This window comes from Janthinobacterium sp. BCJ23 (assembly GCF_059617945.1).
Genome location: NZ_JCAQAW010000001.1, coordinates 1 through 16,222, shown reverse-complemented (window position 1 = coordinate 16,222; position 16,222 = coordinate 1). Strand labels below are relative to the sequence as shown.

At 64.4% G+C, this 16,222-nt stretch carries 9 protein-coding genes; 6 read left to right on the top strand and 3 right to left on the bottom strand.

Going from position 1 to position 16,222, the window contains the following annotated elements:
• The first annotated feature begins 121 nt into the window (after positions 1-121).
• The 3 genes from AC54AG_RS00045 to AC54AG_RS00035 are packed head-to-tail and all read left to right on the top strand — an operon-like array spanning position 122 to position 5,966.
• Positions 122-1,288, top strand: a complete 1,167-nt coding sequence (locus AC54AG_RS00045) for an efflux RND transporter periplasmic adaptor subunit (RefSeq protein ID WP_331778084.1) — start codon at positions 122-124, stop codon at positions 1,286-1,288.
• Positions 1,288-4,476 (top strand): efflux RND transporter permease subunit, encoded by a 3,189-nt coding sequence (locus tag AC54AG_RS00040; RefSeq protein ID WP_331778083.1) that lies wholly within the window; start codon positions 1,288-1,290, stop codon positions 4,474-4,476. The genes AC54AG_RS00045 and AC54AG_RS00040 overlap by 1 nt, the downstream gene beginning before the upstream one ends.
• The gene (locus AC54AG_RS00035; RefSeq protein ID WP_496629239.1) at positions 4,473-5,966 is read left to right on the top strand and encodes an efflux transporter outer membrane subunit; all 1,494 of its coding nucleotides are present in this window, start codon (positions 4,473-4,475) and stop codon (positions 5,964-5,966) included. The genes AC54AG_RS00040 and AC54AG_RS00035 overlap by 4 nt, the downstream gene beginning before the upstream one ends.
• A gap of 22 nt (positions 5,967-5,988) precedes the next feature.
• Here AC54AG_RS00035 and AC54AG_RS00030 read toward each other — a convergent pair whose 3' ends face one another.
• From AC54AG_RS00030 to AC54AG_RS00020, 3 genes are read right to left on the bottom strand one after another with little or no spacing between them, the layout of a single operon-like run.
• A complete protein-coding gene (locus AC54AG_RS00030; RefSeq protein WP_496629238.1) occupies positions 5,989-6,828 on the bottom strand; it encodes an MBL fold metallo-hydrolase in 840 nt (279 codons plus the stop codon).
• A gap of 21 nt (positions 6,829-6,849) precedes the next feature.
• Positions 6,850-7,176 carry a hypothetical protein gene (locus AC54AG_RS00025; protein ID WP_496629237.1) on the bottom strand — a complete coding sequence of 109 codons (327 nt, stop codon included), beginning with the start codon at positions 7,174-7,176 and terminating at the stop codon, positions 6,850-6,852.
• Between the two features lie 7 nt (positions 7,177-7,183).
• The gene (locus tag AC54AG_RS00020; RefSeq protein WP_219327474.1) at positions 7,184-7,729 is read right to left on the bottom strand and encodes a sugar ABC transporter; all 546 of its coding nucleotides are present in this window, start codon (positions 7,727-7,729) and stop codon (positions 7,184-7,186) included.
• A gap of 158 nt (positions 7,730-7,887) precedes the next feature.
• Between AC54AG_RS00020 and AC54AG_RS00015 the strand changes: the two genes are divergently transcribed.
• The 3 genes from AC54AG_RS00015 to AC54AG_RS00005 all read left to right on the top strand — a co-directional run.
• Positions 7,888-8,796: a LysR substrate-binding domain-containing protein gene (locus tag AC54AG_RS00015; protein WP_070305253.1), complete on the top strand. Its 909-nt coding sequence runs from the start codon at positions 7,888-7,890 to the stop codon at positions 8,794-8,796.
• Positions 8,797-8,985: 189 nt separating this feature from the next.
• Entirely contained in the window at positions 8,986-11,007 is a 2,022-nt protein-coding gene (locus tag AC54AG_RS00010) for a S9 family peptidase (protein WP_496629236.1), read from the top strand.
• Between the two features lie 480 nt (positions 11,008-11,487).
• The coding region (locus tag AC54AG_RS00005) for a beta strand repeat-containing protein (protein WP_496629235.1) at positions 11,488-16,222 on the top strand (4,735 nt) is incomplete at its 3' end.

Sequence of the window (16,222 nt, the reverse complement as noted above, 5' to 3'; positions counted from 1 at the left end):
GCCGCCCCAGTCCTCACATCGATAAAAAAGCTTGACCTTCCAAGTGTGTCAGGTCGGATAAAGGCAATGGGAGTTGTTTCAGCTCAACAAAACCATGTCGACTCCAGTCGCGAAAGGCACAATGATGAAAGTCACACCAATAACCCTGATCACCGCGGTGCTGGGCACCGCGCTTGCCGTCAGCGGATGCAAGCAGACGGCATCGCCTGCCGCTGCGGCCAAGCCGCCCGGCGTTCCCGTTGCCGAAGTGATCGTTCGCCAGGCAACACCGTACGTCGAGTTCAACGGCTCGCTGACCGCCGTCAAGCGGGTTGAGTTGCGCCCGCAGGTGGCCGGCTACCTGCAGGACGTGAGCGTGCCGGAAGGCCGCTTTGTCGAGAAGGGCAGCAAGCTCTTCGTGATAGATCCACGCGTGTTCCAGGCGGCGGTGCATGCCGCCACGGCGCGCTTGCGCGAGGCTGAGGCGGCGTCGATGCTGGCGCAGACCGAGCATGCACGCGCCGAACAGCTGTTCGCCACGAAGATTGTCGCGCGCGACCGTCTCGACGTGGCAACGGCGGCGCTGCATGCGGGCAAGGCACAGGTCGACGCCGCCAGGGCCGCGCTCGACACTGCGCAACTGGAGCTCGGTTTCACGCGCGTCACGGCACCGATCAGCGGACGTGTCGGCCAGGTTCTCGTCACCGAGGGCAACTACGTGGCCAGCGGCGTGACGCCTCTGACGACCATCGTTTCCATCGATCCCCTGCACGTCTATTTCGATGTCGATGAACGCACCTATTTGCGCTCGCTCGCCGCCGGCCGGGCCAGCGCCACCGCGCGTGGGGCGCAGGCGGCCAAGGTCATGGTGGCGCTGGCCACGGACAAGACATACTCACGTCCCGGCCGTGTCGATTTCCTGGCCAACGCCGCTGACCGCGGCACGGGAACGGTGCGTGTCCGCGCCGTGGTCGACAATCCCGATGGAAAACTCACGCCCGGCCTGTTTGCCAAGGTCAGGCTGGAGACAGGGGCACAGCAAGCCAGAGTGCTCGTTTCCGATCAATCGATAGGCACGGACCAGGGGCGCCGCTATGTGCTCGTGGTCGGCAAAGGCGACAAGACGGAGTTCCGGCCCGTCGAACTCGGCCCGATGGTCGACGGTTTGCGCGTGATCGAGCAGGGGCTGCAGCCCGGCGAGCGCATCGTCGTCAAGGGCCTCGTGCGCCCTGGCATGCAGGTGACGCCGCAGTCGGCCGCGATTGACGGCACGCCCATCGCCGTGCCGAAAACCTCGGGGGCCGCGTAATGTCCTTCCCACGTTTCTTCATCGACCGTCCGATCTTTGCCATCGTCCTCTCGGTCCTGATGGTGCTCGCCGGCATCGTTGCTTTCTTCCAGATGCCGCTCAGCGAATATCCGGCCGTGACGCCGCCGACCGTGCAGGTGAGCGCTGCCTATCCTGGCGCCAATCCCAAGGTGATCGCCGAAACGGTGGCGGCGCCGCTCGAGCAGGCCATCACCGGAGTCGAGGGCATGCAGTACATGTCGTCGCAATCGGCAACCGACGGCCGCATGACCTTGACCGTCACTTTCGCGCAGGGGACGAACGCCGACATGGCGCAGGTCCAGGTGCAGAACCGGGTCGCGCGCGCGCTGCCGCGTTTGCCTGAAGAAGTGCAGCGCCAGGGCGTCGTCACGCAGAAAACCTCGCCGGACATCCTGATGGTGGTGCACCTGCTGTCGCCCGACAAGCGCTACGATCCCCTGTACATATCGAATTACGCCTACCTGCAGGTGCGCGACGAGCTGTCCCGCATTCCCGGCATCAGCGACGTCCTCGTCTGGGGCGCGGGCGAATACAGCATGCGGCTGTGGCTCGATCCGAACCTGATCGCCGCACGCGGCCTGACGGCCGGCGAGGTGATTGCCGCCGTGCGCGAACAGAACGTACAGGTGGCCGCCGGTTCCGTCGGCCAGTCTCCCGACTCCAGCGCCGCCTTCCAGGTGACGGTCAACACGCTCGGACGCTTGACCGACGAGGAACAGTTCGGCGACATCATCATCCGCACGGGCGCCGAAGGCCAGGTGACGCGTTTGCGCGACGTGGCCCGCATCGAAATGGGTGCCGACGCGTATGCGCTGCGCAGTCTGCTGGACGGCGAGCCGGCCGTCGCCCTGCAGATCATTCAAAGCCCAGGCGCCAATGCGCTCGATGTTGCGCAGGCGGTACGCGATACCATGCAGCGGCTGGAGGAAAATTTCCCGGCGGGACTGAGCTCGCGCATCGCCTATGACCCGACGGTCTTTGTGCGTGCCTCGCTGGAATCGGTGGCAACGACCTTGCTCGAGGCGATCATTCTCGTCGTCATCGTGGTGGTGCTGTTCCTGCGCAACTGGCGCGCGTCGCTGATTCCTCTCATGGCGGTGCCGGTGTCGCTGATCGGCACCTTCGCCGTCATGCATTTGATGGGCTTTTCGCTCAACACTCTGTCTCTGTTCGGTCTGGTGCTGTCGATCGGCATCGTCGTCGATGACGCCATCGTGGTGGTCGAGAACGTCGAGCGCCACATCGAAAATGGCGAGGAGCCCAGGCAAGCGGCAAGGCGCGCCATGGATGAGGTCACGGGCCCCATCATCGCGATCACTTCGGTGCTTGCCGCCGTGTTCATTCCCACCGCCTTCCTGAGCGGCTTGCAGGGCGAGTTCTACCGCCAGTTCGCGCTGACGATCGCCATCTCGACCATCCTGTCGGCCGTCAATTCGCTCACGCTCAGCCCGGCGCTTGCCGGCATTCTGCTCAAGCCAGGCAAGGTCAAGGCCGGGGCCGAGGCCGTGCATGATCCACGCAGCCTGCGTGGCCGCGCCGAGCGCCTGTTGCAGATGCTGGGCCGGCCGTTCCAGCGCGCGCCGGATGCGTATGGCAACACCGTGCGCAAAGTCGTCAGGGTCAGCGGCGTGGCCTTGCTCGTGTACGGCGGCCTGCTCGCGCTGACCTTCTTCGGCTTCAAGGCCGTGCCGCCGGGCTTCGTGCCGATGCAGGACAAATACTATCTGGTGGCGATCGCTCAGCTGCCCAACTCGTCATCGCTGGACCGGACCGACGCGGTCGCCAAGGAAATGTCGAAGATTGCGCTGGCCGAGCCTGGCGTTGAAAGCGTCGTCGCCTTCCCCGGCTTGTCGATCAACGGCTTCGTCAACGTGCCGAACGCGGCCGTTATGTTCGTCATGCTCGACCCGTTCAAGGCGCGCACGACGCCCGACCTCACCGCGAATGCGATCGCCGGGCGCCTGCAGGCGAAGTTCGCTGGCATTCCCGACGGTTTCCTCGGCGTGTTCCCGCCGCCGCCGGTCCCCGGCCTTGGCGCGACCGGCGGTTTCAAGATGCTGGTCGAGGACCGTGGCAGCGCCGGGCTCGATGCCCTGGTGCAGCAGACGCATATCCTGATGACCAAGGCCAGCGAGTCGGGACAGGTGGCCGGCCTCATGACCAGCCTGGACGTCAATGCCCCGCAGCTCGAGGTCGCCATCGACCGTACCCAGGTCAAGAGCCAGGGAGTGCGCCTGGCCGACGTGTTCGAATCGTTGCAGATCTACCTCGGTTCCCTCTACGTCAACGACTTCAACCGCTTCGGCCGGACCTACAAGGTGACGGCCCAGGCCGATGCCGAGCATCGCATGCAGGCCGAGGCCATCGGCCGCTTGCAGGTACGCAATGCGGCCGGCGACATGCTGCCTTTGTCGTCGTTTGTCACCGTCACGCCCAGTTCCGGTCCGGACCGCGTGGTTCACTACAATGGCTATCCCTCGGCCGACATCTCGGGCGGCGCGATGCCAGGCGTCAGTTCGGGGCAGGCCGTGGCTGTCATGGAACGGCTGGCGAAGGAGGTGCTGCCTGAAGGCATGAGCTTTGAATGGACCGACCTTACCTACCAGCAAAAGCTGGCCGGCGATTCGGCGCTGTTCATCTTCCCGCTGTGTGTGCTGCTCGCCTATCTGATCCTGGCCGCACAGTACAACAGCTGGCTGCTGCCGCTGGCCGTCCTGCTGATCGTACCGATGTGCTTGTTGAGCGCGATCATCGGCGTGTGGCTGGCGGGTGGCGACAACAACATTTTCGTGCAGATCGGGCTCATCGTGCTTGTCGGACTGGCGGCCAAGAACGCCATCCTCATTGTCGAGTTCGCCCGTAGCCTGGAAATGGAAGGGGCGAGCGCGCTCGATGCGGTCATCGAGGCTTGCCGGTTGCGGCTGCGGCCCATCCTGATGACCTCGCTTGCCTTCATCGCTGGCGTCGTGCCGCTGGTTTTTGCCAGTGGCGCCGGCTCCGAGATGCGCCAGGCCATGGGCATCGCGGTGTTCGCCGGCATGCTGGGTGTGACACTGTTCGGACTGTTCCTCACGCCCGTGTTTTATGTGGTGATGCGCGCCCTGGCGGTCCGCTTCGAACGCCACACGCCAATTACCAAGACAAGTATGGACAGGAGCACGACATGAATCGCCCGTATCAAACAATTTTAGTCTCATTGAGTGGGCTCACGTTGCTGGCCGGCTGCGCGGTCGGCCCCGATTATGCGACGCCTTTGCCGCCGCCGCTGTCCGCAGCGCAGTTTTCCGGCAGCGCAGGCCAGGCCCAAGCCGGTCTTGTGCCGGGAGCGGTCGAGGTGGAGTGGTGGCGCAGCTTCGACGACCCGGCGCTGGTCACCCTGATCCAGCGGGCGCTGGCGGCCAACCACGACGTCGGCATCGCTGCCGCCCGGCTCGCGGAGGCAAAAGCCTTGCTGCGCGAAGACCGGCAGGGCTTCCTGCCGCAAGGTGGCGCCGCGCTCGGGTATGAGAAGCGCCGCCTGAGCAAGGCCGAAACGCTGCCCGGCCAGCCGCGCCAGAGCGAAAGCTATCGCGGCACCGTCGATGCGTCCTGGGAGATCGACCTGTTCGGCCGCGTGCGGCGGTCCGTGGAGGCGGGCCAAGCGCAGGCGGGCTCGCGCGAGGCCTTGCTGCGCGGCGTGCAGGCGGGTGTTGCCGCCACGGTGGCGGCCACCTGGTTCGAGCTGGGCGGCATCGAAGCTGAACTCGCTGTCGTCGCCAGCATCACTCAAAGCCAGCGCGACAGCCTGGCGCTGGTCGAGCGCATGGTGAGCGCAGGCTCTGCCAGCGAACTCGACCGGCTCCGTGCCGAGGCCTTACTGCGCTCGGTGGAGGTGGCCGCGCCCGAACTGGAGCGCCGCCGCGCGGCCTCCGTCAACGCACTGGCCGTCCTGCTTGGCGAAGTGCCGCAGACGTTCCGCCTTCCCGCTGTCACGCCGGCAAGTGACGCGCTGACGGTGCGGACGATCGCCGTGGGCGATCCTGCCGGGCTGCTCGCGCGGCGCGCCGATATTGCGGCGGCCGAGCGCAACCTGGCTGCCGCGACGGCGCGCATCGGGGTGGAGACGGCTGGCCTGTATCCCGAGGTCCAGGTAACGGGTTCCATCGGACTCGTCGCGGGCAGCCTCGATGCGATGGGCGACGCTGGCATGCAATCGAGCTTCCTTGGCCCCGTCATCCGCTGGAATCTGCTCGATACGGGGCGCGTGCGCGCCCGCATCGCCGCCAGCGAGGCACGCGTCCGGGAAGCCCTGCTCGTCTACGACCGGGCCGTCTTGCGCGCACTCCAGGAAACGGACGATGCCTTCAAAGACCACGGCACGGCAGGCAGCACGCTCGGCTTGCGAATGCAGGAATCGGCGGCAACCCGCGAGGCTGCGCGTCTTGCCAAGCTACAGTTTTCGGCAGGCGCAGGCCTCTACCTGGACGTGCTCGAAGCGGAACGGGCCGACTTTGCCAGCCGGCGTGCGCTGGCCATCGCGCGCACCAACCAGCGGCTTGCCGTTGTCAGCATCTACAAGGCGCTGGGCGGCGGCTGGGAGATCTGCGCGCAGGCAAGCTACGACTGTGAAGGCGCCGGGTCGCTTCCCCGGACGAAGCAACTCGCCGGCAGGCCTTGACCTTACTGCGCGCGGGCAGCCGCTAGGCTTCGTAGACTATCCTGTAGAGACCGCCTTTGCGCTGGATGCGCGCGAAGCCGAGTTCGCCAAGGTGCATGCCGGCGATGAGGATGTTGTCGGCGCTGACAACATCGAGCAGTGTCGAGCGTGTTTCGGCCGATAGCAGGGGATCCTGGTCGAAGGCAATAGATACCTCGGGACGCGCAATCTGGATTTGGGGGAAGTGCACGATATCCCCCCAAATCAACAGACTGCGGCCACCGGATTCGATGCGATAACCGGAATGCCCTGCGGTATGCCCGGGAAGGGGCATCGCACTAATGCCCGGGAGAACTTCGTTTTCAGTGAACAAGCGCATCTTTCCCCGGTACTTGTCAAACACCTTGCGGGCAAACAGAAAGTTGCCGCGAGCGCGTTCACTGGCTCGGCTGAGATTGCCATCGTCTTCCCAGAAAGCAACCTCGTGCTGGTGGACCACCAGCTGCGCATCGGGAAAGGCGGCTTCTCCTGAAGCATCAAGCAGCCCGCCGACATGATCGGGATGCGCATGCGTCAGCAGTATCGTATCGATGTCCGAGGCTTGTACGCCAGCCAGCGCAAGATTGACTTTCAGCTTGCCGCCCCAGTGCTTGAATCCGCCTGCACCCGCATCAATCAGGATTGTGCGGCCACGGCCGCGCACCAGATAGCAGTTGATATGGATGGAAGAGGGATCGTTCACCCCCGCGTCTTGCTGCAATTTTGACGCATCCATCGAATCTATATTGGAGAGCAAATCCAGACTGGCGGACAGGTATCCGTCACTGATGGCCGTGATCGAAAACTCGCCTATCTGCTGGCTGGGAAATGGTATGTGATCCACTGCCGTATTCCTTTCTGATAATCAATTGCGTGCATGAATGGCCGGGGTCGCATAGCCAAAACAGCGGATGCGTGCAGCAAGGCCGGTATTTTCTTTGATGATGCCCTCCAGCCTTTCCATGAACACATCCATGACTGCTTTCGTCCTGAACGGTACAAGCCGGTATTGGATTTCTGCATAGGCCGGATTCCCCCGGCCATGATGGACACCGACATAGATGATGTGCACGTTCACCAGCGCAGCTTCAAGCATCCCTGTGCAAAGTTCGGTACATTGGTCGGTGAGTGCCGCCAGATTTGCATCTGGCGGCATCTTTTCCGTTGGCATGAAAATCGTCACGTTGGGCATGTGGGCTCTACCGCGAAATGTGCGCGGCGATGTCGCTGCCGCTCGTCAACTGACCGGTCATGGGCGCATACAGATGGACGCCCTCCGGCAGCTGATGCATGCCGGGGCCAGTGGCGCGCCCCATCTTCGCCACCCATCGATATTCAGGAAACCTTTCCAACGCGACAGCCTGCATCCGACAGGGAGCGAGGCCCATGTCGATAAGCGGCTCCGGGCCGACCGTACTTGTCACCAGATAGTCGTCTGCGCCGATGGCCGGTGCGCGCTCAAGGCCGGCATACAGATTGCGGTGCCAGTCGGTGATGTGCTGCTGCCAGCGCGCGAAATTGCCGCCGCCTTTCTGGCGATACTCCTGTCCCTGAAGCACATCGAGACTGTCGATCGTATGCATGGCGAGGTAGACAGGGCATCCGGCGCTCAAGGCCTTGAAGCGCTGCGAGGTATGGAAGCCGCTTACCGAAATGAGCGCGGGCAGTTTTTCCAGGCTATAAAAATGATTCCACTGCGCTTCGCTGGCGGGATCGGCAAAGCTGCATTCGACTGTATATATCATGAGATCGCTCGTGACCGGACGCTTTGCGCACCGGCCTTCCTTGTTGATGTTCAGTCATTGTGTACCCTGAATTTATCCTTATAAATCGATTTTTTGGTATCCTTCCATGATTAAACATCAAGGTGAGCCGCTAACCTGGCTCTGAGTCAGGAACTCTCATGCGCCGCAAGATCCCCAGCAACGCCGCATTGATGGCCTTCGAGGCCGCTGCCCGCCATGGCAGTTTCGCCCGGGCGGCGGCGGAGTTGTCGCTGACGGAAGGGGCCATCAGCCGGCAGATTGGCCGGCTCGAAGTCTTTCTTGGCGTTACCTTGTTTGAACGAGTCGGCAATCGTGTCCGGCTATTGCCGAACGGGGAGCGTTATGCGGCGCAAGTGCGCGAGTCGCTCGACCGGCTGGAGCGAGACAGCCAGTATCTGATGGGACAGCCCATCGATGGCGCAAGCCTCGACATTGCCGTCATCCCGACGTTCGCCATGCGGTGGCTGATTCCCCGTTTGCCACAATTCCAGCAGCAGCATCCGAACATCACTGTGCATCTCACCGAACGCATGCACCCCTTCGTTCTTGCCGGCAGCGGCTTCGATGCCGCCATCCATTTCGAGCATCCGGCCTGGACAGGAATGCGTACGTATCCGTTGCTGCATGAGGTGCTGGTGCCAGTTTGCCATCCTGCACTTCTGAAAGAGGGCAAAGGATCAACCGCACTGGATACGCTGCCGCGTCTGCATCGGCGGCAGAATCCGGATGCCTGGGAACGTTATTCCCGGGAAACCGGAGTCGCGCTGAACAATCCTGCGACCGGTGCGCGCTACGATCTGCATGCCATGCTGATCGAGGCAGCATTGGCCGGTCTCGGCGTCGCCCTGGTGCCGCGCCTTTACGTGGAAACAGAGCTGGCGCAAGGCCGCTTGGCCGCTCCGTGGCCCGATGGAAAAACCATCTCCAAGACCTTTTGCATCGTCCTTCCCGAGCCCATCGGCTTGAGCGGAAAACCCATCCAGACATTCACGCAATGGATACTGGCCGAGGCGAAGCAAACAACGATGGCTGCGCCGCAGACCTAGTCCATCAAGCGCAGCCCAGCGTTGGGATGGTCGTCCGCATCGCATTCCATACTCCCTTTCCCGCATTCCATCCCCCGATTCGCGTCGCCCATCACTGTCATCAACCTGGCGATATGGCTTTGGCCTATGATGTGCTGGCACATGCATAATTATTATGTTTTCCCTTCATCCCACAACCATGAGGTGTCCATGATTCGCTATGTCCTGCCTGTCCTGCCTCTCCTGTTGTTCGCCGCCGTACTGCCGGCGCACGCCCAAGCCCCTGTCAAGGAAACGCCGCTGATCGAGCGGGCCAAGCTGTTCGGCAATCCCAGCAAGTCCGGCGGCAAGCTCAGTCCCGATGGGCAGTGGCTGTCGTGGATCGCGCCGCGCGATGGCGTGCTCAATGTATGGGTGGCGCCGGCCAATGACCTGGCGCAGGCGCGCCCGTTGACGGAAGAAAAGGTGCGGCCCATCCGCAGCAGCTTCTGGTCGCCCGATTCGAAAACCCTGTTGTTCATCCAGGACAAGGGTGGCGACGAGAATTTCCTGCTGTACGGCGTGAACGTGGCGAGCGGCAAGCAGATCAACTACACGCCGTTCGAAAAGACGCGCGTGCGGATCGTCCAGATCAGCAGCAAGGTGAAGGACCGCATCCTTGTCGGCATCAATAATCGCGATGCGCGCTGGCACGACGTGTACAGCCTGGACCTGGCCAGCGGCAAGCTGACACTGGTGCAGCAGAACGATGGCTATGGCGGCTACCTGGCCGATGAGCTGCTCAATCTGCGCATCGCCAGCAAGGCGCGCGCCGATGGCGGCATGCAGTATTTCCGCCTGACGGACGGCAAGGTTGAAAGCACGCCACTGGCCGAAGTGGCCCTGGAAGACTCGCAGACGACGGCGCCGCTGGCCTTCACGGTCGATGGCAAGACTCTGTACTGGACCGATTCGCGCGGCCGCAATACCTCGGCGCTGCTGGCGCAGGATGTGGCCAGCGGCAAGAGCACGGTCGTGGCGCAAGACCCGCGTTCCGACATCGCCGATGCGCTGTACGACACGCGCACGGGCCAGGTGCAGGCCTATACGGTCAATTATCTGCAGCAGGAATATCTGCCGCTGACGAACGAGCTGAAAGCCGACCTGGCTTTCCTGAAGAAAAACACGCAGGGCCAGTTCACGGTGACGTCGCGCACGGATGCCGACGACAAATGGCTGGTGAATGTCGACGCCGTCACGGCGCCGCCATCGAGCTGGCTGTACGAGCGCAAGACCAAAAAGCTCACGCGTTTATATGTGACCCGGCCGGAACTGGAAGGCGCGCCGCTGGTGCCCATGTATCCGCAGCAACTCAAGGCGCGCGACGGCCTGACCTTGGTGTCCTATCTGACCTTGCCGCAGGCGTCGAAGGCGACGTCCGATGGCAAGGCCACGCAGGCGGTGCCGATGGTGCTGCTGGTGCATGGCGGCCCTTGGGCGCGCGACACCTATGGCTACAACGGCTACCACCAGTGGCTGGCCAACCGCGGCTACGCCGTACTGTCCGTGAACTTCCGCGGCTCGACGGGCTTCGGCAAGCAGTTCATCTCGGCCGGCGACCTGCAGTGGGGCCGCAAGATGCATGACGACCTGCTCGACGCCGTGCAGTGGGCCGTCAAGAGCGGCGTGACCACGGCCGACAAGGTGGCCATCATGGGCGGATCGTACGGCGGCTACGCCACCCTGGCCGGCATGGCGTTCACGCCGACGACGTTTGCCTGCGGCGTCGACATCGTCGGTCCGTCGAACCTGTTTACCCTGCTGCAAACCATCCCGCCGTACTGGGAAGCGGGCAAGCAGCAGTTCTACAAGCGCATGGGCGACCCGACCACGGAAGAGGGCAAGGCGCTGCTGAAGGAGCGCTCGCCGCTGAACTTTGCGCAGAACATCCAGCGTCCGCTGCTGATCGGCCAGGGCGCCAACGATCCACGCGTCAACGTGGCTGAGTCGGACCAGATCGTGGCGGCCATGGCAGCGAAGAATATCCCCGTCACGTATGTGCTGTTCCCCGACGAGGGTCATGGCTTTGCCCGGCCCGTCAACAACATCGCCTTCAATGCCGTGACGGAGAACTTCCTGGGCCAATGCCTGGCTGGCCGTGCCGAGCCGATTGGCGCCACCCTGAAGGCGTCCACGGCGCAGATCAAGCATGGCGCCGAGTTCGCGCCGGGCTTGCAGCAAGCCATGCAGTAAGCGGCCACCAGGTGGCGCGGCCTGCCGGGCAAACTGCCTGGCAGGCCGTACTGCCCACCGGCAAGAAATTCTGTGCGCGTGGCTTGCAAGATGACAGTCGCCGGCGTTGCGTGCGTACAACTGACGACAGGCTGCGCAAGGCCAATTCGCTGCCCCCACGCCCGATGAACCACAGGCATGACACACGGCGAGTTGGTCAATCCAGCCCTCCATGAGGCATTCTCTTTCAATTCTGTTGCCAGATAAATACACCATTTCAACAATAATTGTTTTTCGTTAAAAAACTTCCCTATTTGATAATATCTCGCAGTTACTTTCCTTGTAAGTCGTAGTAGCATAGATTGACGTAAAGCAAGGTTCAATCATGCTGGGAAGCCATCTTCAGGCCTGTTGAAGGTTGCTGTTATCGGTGTACAGGTTTGCCATGACCGTTATCCGTACAAGGTCCAGCGTCAAGATAAATGTATCGAGGGAAGACAAATGTTTCTAAATTTCACGAAATTTGGATGGCTGTTCACGCCTGTCCGCGGTGTTGACGGCTGCATTGCCGGGATCCATGGCGCGCCGCCAGCTCAAGGCTTGGGGCCATCGTGGCTGATGCGCCTGGCGGGAACCCTGCTGTTTCTTTTGCTGTCCCTCTTATCCAGCCAGGCTTCCGCCGCCAGCACCTGCCCGAGCCCGCGCGCGGTCAGCATCGTCGCGGGGGGCGAGTATTACGAGGATTACACCAATGCGCCTTGCTCCCAGTTCGGTCTGACGGGCACCCTGGTGGCGCCGCTATATGGCACGCTGGAAGATTCGAATGCCACGAATGCCGTGCGCTACCGGAATACCAATCTCAGCGCGACCTCGGACACGTTTACCGTCAGGGACGATGTGGGGCAGCCCATCGTGTACAACGTCACGATCACGTCCGCCATCGTGCTGGCGCCGGCCACCGTGCCGAACGCCACGGTGGCCCAGCCTTACTCCACGACAACCGTGACGGCGACGGGTGGCGCGGCGCCGTACACCTATGCCATCAGCGCTGGCGCCTTGCCGGCTGGCATGAGCTTGAATGGTGGCGGTGTGCTGTCGGGTACGCCGACAGCGGGCGGCACCTTCAACTTCACCGTGCGCGCCACCGACTCGCTGGCCGTCAATGGCACGCGCGCCTATACCTTGACGGTCTCCGCGCCCACCATCGCCATCCTGCCGACGACCCTGCCGGCAATGACATCCGGTGTCGCCTACAGCCAGACGATAGCTGCCAGCGGCGGAACCAGCACGTATACCTATGCCAGAACGGCCGGCAGCCTACCCGCAGGCTTGACCCTGGCGTCGAATGGCACCCTGTCCGGCACGCCCACGGCGGCAGGCGCCTACAGCTTTACTGTGACGGCCACTGACAGCAGCACCGGCGCCGGACCATACTCGGGCGCACGCGCCTATTCCGGCACGGTGGCTGCCGGTGCGCCCGTTGCCGGCAATGTCAGCGCCACGGTGGCCTACGGCAGCAGCGCCAATCCGATCACCCTGAACCTGAGCGGCGGCGCGGCGACTTCCGTGGCCGTGGCGTCTGCTGCCAGCAACGGCACGGCGACAGCCAGCGGCACCAGCATCACCTATACACCGACGGCAGGCTACGGCGGGCCGGACAGCTTTACCTACACGGCCAGCAACGGCATCGGCACCTCGACGCCGGCCACCGTGACGATCACGGTCAGCGGACCGACCATCACGCTTGCGCCAAGCACCGTGCCGGCGGCAACTGTGGGGACGGCCTACAGCCAGAGCGTGACCGCCGCGAACGGCGGCGCGCCATACACTTATGCCATCAGCGCCGGCGCCTTGCCAGCCGGGTTGAGTCTGAATACCTCCACCGGTTTGCTGTCGGGCACGCCGACGGCTGGCGGCGTCTTCAACTTTACCGTGCGGGCCACGGACAGCTCGACTGGCAGCGGCCCGTATTCCGGTGCGCGCGGCTACTCGCTGACGGTGGCGTCGCCGACGCTCGGCGTCGCCCCGTCGACCCTGCCGGTGCCGACAGTGGGCGTGGTCTACAGCCAGGGCATTACCGCCAGCGGCGGCACGGCAGCGTACAGCTATGCCGTCACCGCCGGCAGCGTGCCTGCGGGCTTGACCCTGGCGGCGAACGGTACCTTGTCCGGCACGCCCACAACTGCTGGTGCCTACAGCTTTACGGTCACCGCGACCGACAGCAGTGGCGGCGCCGGACCCTATACGGGTGCGCGTGCCTATTCCGGCACGGTAGCGGCCGGTGCGCCGACGGCCGGTGCTGTCAGCGCCACAGTGGCCTACGGCAGCAGCGCCAACCCGATCACCCTGAACCTGGGCGGCGGTGCGGCAACATCGGTAGCGGTGGCGTCCGCCGCCAGCCATGGCACGGCGACATCCAACGGCACCAGCATTACCTATACGCCGACGCCAGGCTACGGCGGGCCGGACAGCTTTAGCTACACGGCCAGCAACGGCATCGGCACCTCGGCGCCTGCCACCGTGACGATCACGGTTGGCGGCCCCACCATCGTCCTTGCGCCAAGCACCGTTCCTGCGGCAACTGTGGGGACGGCGTATAGCGAGAACGTGACCGCCGCGAATGGCGCCGCGCCATATATTTATGCGATCAGCGCTGGCGCCTTGCCGTCCGGGGTGAGCCTGAATACGTCCACAGGTTTGCTCTCGGGCACGCCGACGGCGGCAGGCACGTTCAATTTCACCGTGCGCGCCGAGGACAGTTCGACGGGCAGCGGCCCGTATGCTGGTGCGCGTTCCTATTCGCTGACGGTGGCGGCACCAACGATCAGCATCGCGCCGTCGACCCTGCCGGCCATGACGGCAGGCGTCGCCTTCAGCCAGGCTATCACCGCCACGGGCGGTACGGCAGCCTATAACTATGCCGTTACCGCCGGCAGCCTGCCCACCGGCTTGACCCTGGCGGCGGACGGCACCCTGTCCGGTACACCGGCGGCGGCGGGCGCATACAGCTTCACCATCACCGCTACCGACAGCAGCACCGGCGCAGGCGCTCCCTTCTCTGGCTCACGCGCCTATTCCGGCAGCGTGGCACCGGGTGCGCCCATTGCCGGCAATGTCAGCGCCACGGTAGCCTACGGCAGCAGCGCCAATCCGATCACCTTGAGCCTGAGCGGCGGCGCGGCAAGCTCGGTGGCGGTGGCATCCGCCGCCAGCCATGGCACGGCGACGGCCAGCGGCACCAGCATCACCTATACGCCGACGGCCGGTTACGGCGGGTCAGACAGCTTTACCTACACGGCCAGCAACGGCATCGGCACCTCGACGGCGGCCACCGTGACGATCACCGTGGGCACGCCGACGGTGACGATTGTGCAAACCAGCGTGGCTAGTGCCACAGTCGGTGCGGCCTACAGCCAGACCCTGACGGCCGCGAACGGTCTTGCACCCTACACCTATGCCGTCAGCGCCGGCGCCTTGCCGGCCGGCGTGACCTTGTCCAATGCCGGTCTGCTGGCGGGTACGCCGACGGCGGGCGGTACCTTCAACTTTACCGTGCTCGCCACGGACAGTTCGACGGGCAGCGGTCCGTATGCCGGTACGCGGGCGTACTCGCTGACCGTGGCAGTGCCAGCGATCAGCGTCGCCCCGGCGGCTTTGCCTGCCATGACGGCCGGCGTCGCCTTCAGCCAGGGCGTCACCGCCACTGGCGGCACGTCGCCGTATGGCTATGCCGTCACTGCCGGCAGTTTGCCCACCGGCTTGACCCTGGCGGCGAACGGTACCCTGTCCGGCACGCCGACGGTGGCGGGTGCGTACAGCTTCAGCATCATGGTCACGGACAGCAGCAGCGGTAGCGGACCATATACCGGTGTACGCGCCTATTCCGGTACGGTGGCGGTCGCCGTGCCTGTCGCCGGCGCCGTCACCACGACGGTGGCCTACGGCAGCAGCGCCAATCCGATCACCTTGAACCTGGGCGGCGGCGCGGCGGCCTCGGTGGCCGTGGCATCGCCACCCGCACATGGCACGGCGACGGCCAGCGGTACCGGCATCACGTATACGCCGACGACCGGCTACGGCGGCAGCGACAGTTTTACCTATACGGCCACGAATGGCAGCGGCACCTCGGCACCGGCCACCGTGACGGTCACTGTGGGCGCACCCGCCGTCAGTTTGATCCCGGCCACCTTGCCCAATCCCGTGGCGGAAACCCCCTACAGCGTCAGCGTCACGGCGACGGGCGGCATGGCACCGTACACCTACAGCGTGACCAGCGGCAGCCTGCCGGCCGGCTTGACCCTGAATGCATCGACCGGCGTACTGTCCGGCACGACGAATGTGGCAGGCAGCTTTACGTTCAGCCTGCGCGCCAGCGACAGCAGCACGGGCGCGGGTGCGCCATTCAGTGCGAGCAAGAGTTATACGGTGACCGTTTCCGCACCGACCATCACGGTCACGCCAGCCACCTTGCCGGCAGCGACAGCGGCCACGGCGTACAGCCGGCAACTGACGGCCAATGGCGGCGTCGCTCCGTATGCCTATACGGTGTCGAGCGGCAGCCTGCCTGCCGGCCTGACCCTGAGCGGCAGCGGCTTGCTCAGCGGTACGCCAACGGCGGCCGGCAGTTTTACGTTGACCGTGCAGGCGGAAGATGCGCACCAGTTCACCGGTACGCAAAGCTATACGCTGACGGTCGCGTCGGCCACGGTCAGCCTGACCCCGGCCAGTCTGCCCAACCCGACGGCCGAAGCGGCCTACAGCGCGACCCTGACGGCAACGGGCGGCACGGCGCCATACACCTTCAGCGTCAGCAGCGGCAACCTGCCAACGGGCCTGAACCTGAACGCATCCACCGGCGTGCTGTCCGGCACGACGAATGTGGCGGGTAGTTTCCCGTTCAGCATCAAGGTCACGGACAGCAGCACGGGCGTGGGGGCGCCGTTCAGCGCGACCAACAGCTATACCTTGGCCGTCGCGGCGCCGATCCTGACCCTGACGCCGGCCAGCCTGGCGGCGATCCGCGCCGGAGATGCCTACAGCCAGACCTTCACAGCCGCCGGCGGCGTGGCGCCGTATGCGTATGCCGTGAGCGGCGGCGCCTTGCCGGCGGGCCTGGCGCTCGATGCGGCGACCGGCATCGTCAGTGGCACGCCGACGGTGGCGGGCAGCTTTGCCTTTACCTTGCAGGCGAAGGATGTGCACCAGTTCACGGTGCAGCAAGCGCTGACCCTGCAGG

Coding starts and splice junctions, on each gene's coding strand:
- AC54AG_RS00025 (WP_496629237.1), bottom strand. CDS start 7,176: ATGCCCAACGTGACGATTTTCATGCCAACGGAAAAGATGCCGCCAGAT.
- AC54AG_RS00040 (WP_331778083.1), top strand. CDS start 1,288: ATGTCCTTCCCACGTTTCTTCATCGACCGTCCGATCTTTGCCATCGTC.
- AC54AG_RS00045 (WP_331778084.1), top strand. CDS start 122: ATGATGAAAGTCACACCAATAACCCTGATCACCGCGGTGCTGGGCACC.
- AC54AG_RS00020 (WP_219327474.1), bottom strand. CDS start 7,729: ATGATATATACAGTCGAATGCAGCTTTGCCGATCCCGCCAGCGAAGCG.
- AC54AG_RS00010 (WP_496629236.1), top strand. CDS start 8,986: ATGATTCGCTATGTCCTGCCTGTCCTGCCTCTCCTGTTGTTCGCCGCC.
- AC54AG_RS00015 (WP_070305253.1), top strand. CDS start 7,888: ATGCGCCGCAAGATCCCCAGCAACGCCGCATTGATGGCCTTCGAGGCC.
- AC54AG_RS00035 (WP_496629239.1), top strand. CDS start 4,473: ATGAATCGCCCGTATCAAACAATTTTAGTCTCATTGAGTGGGCTCACG.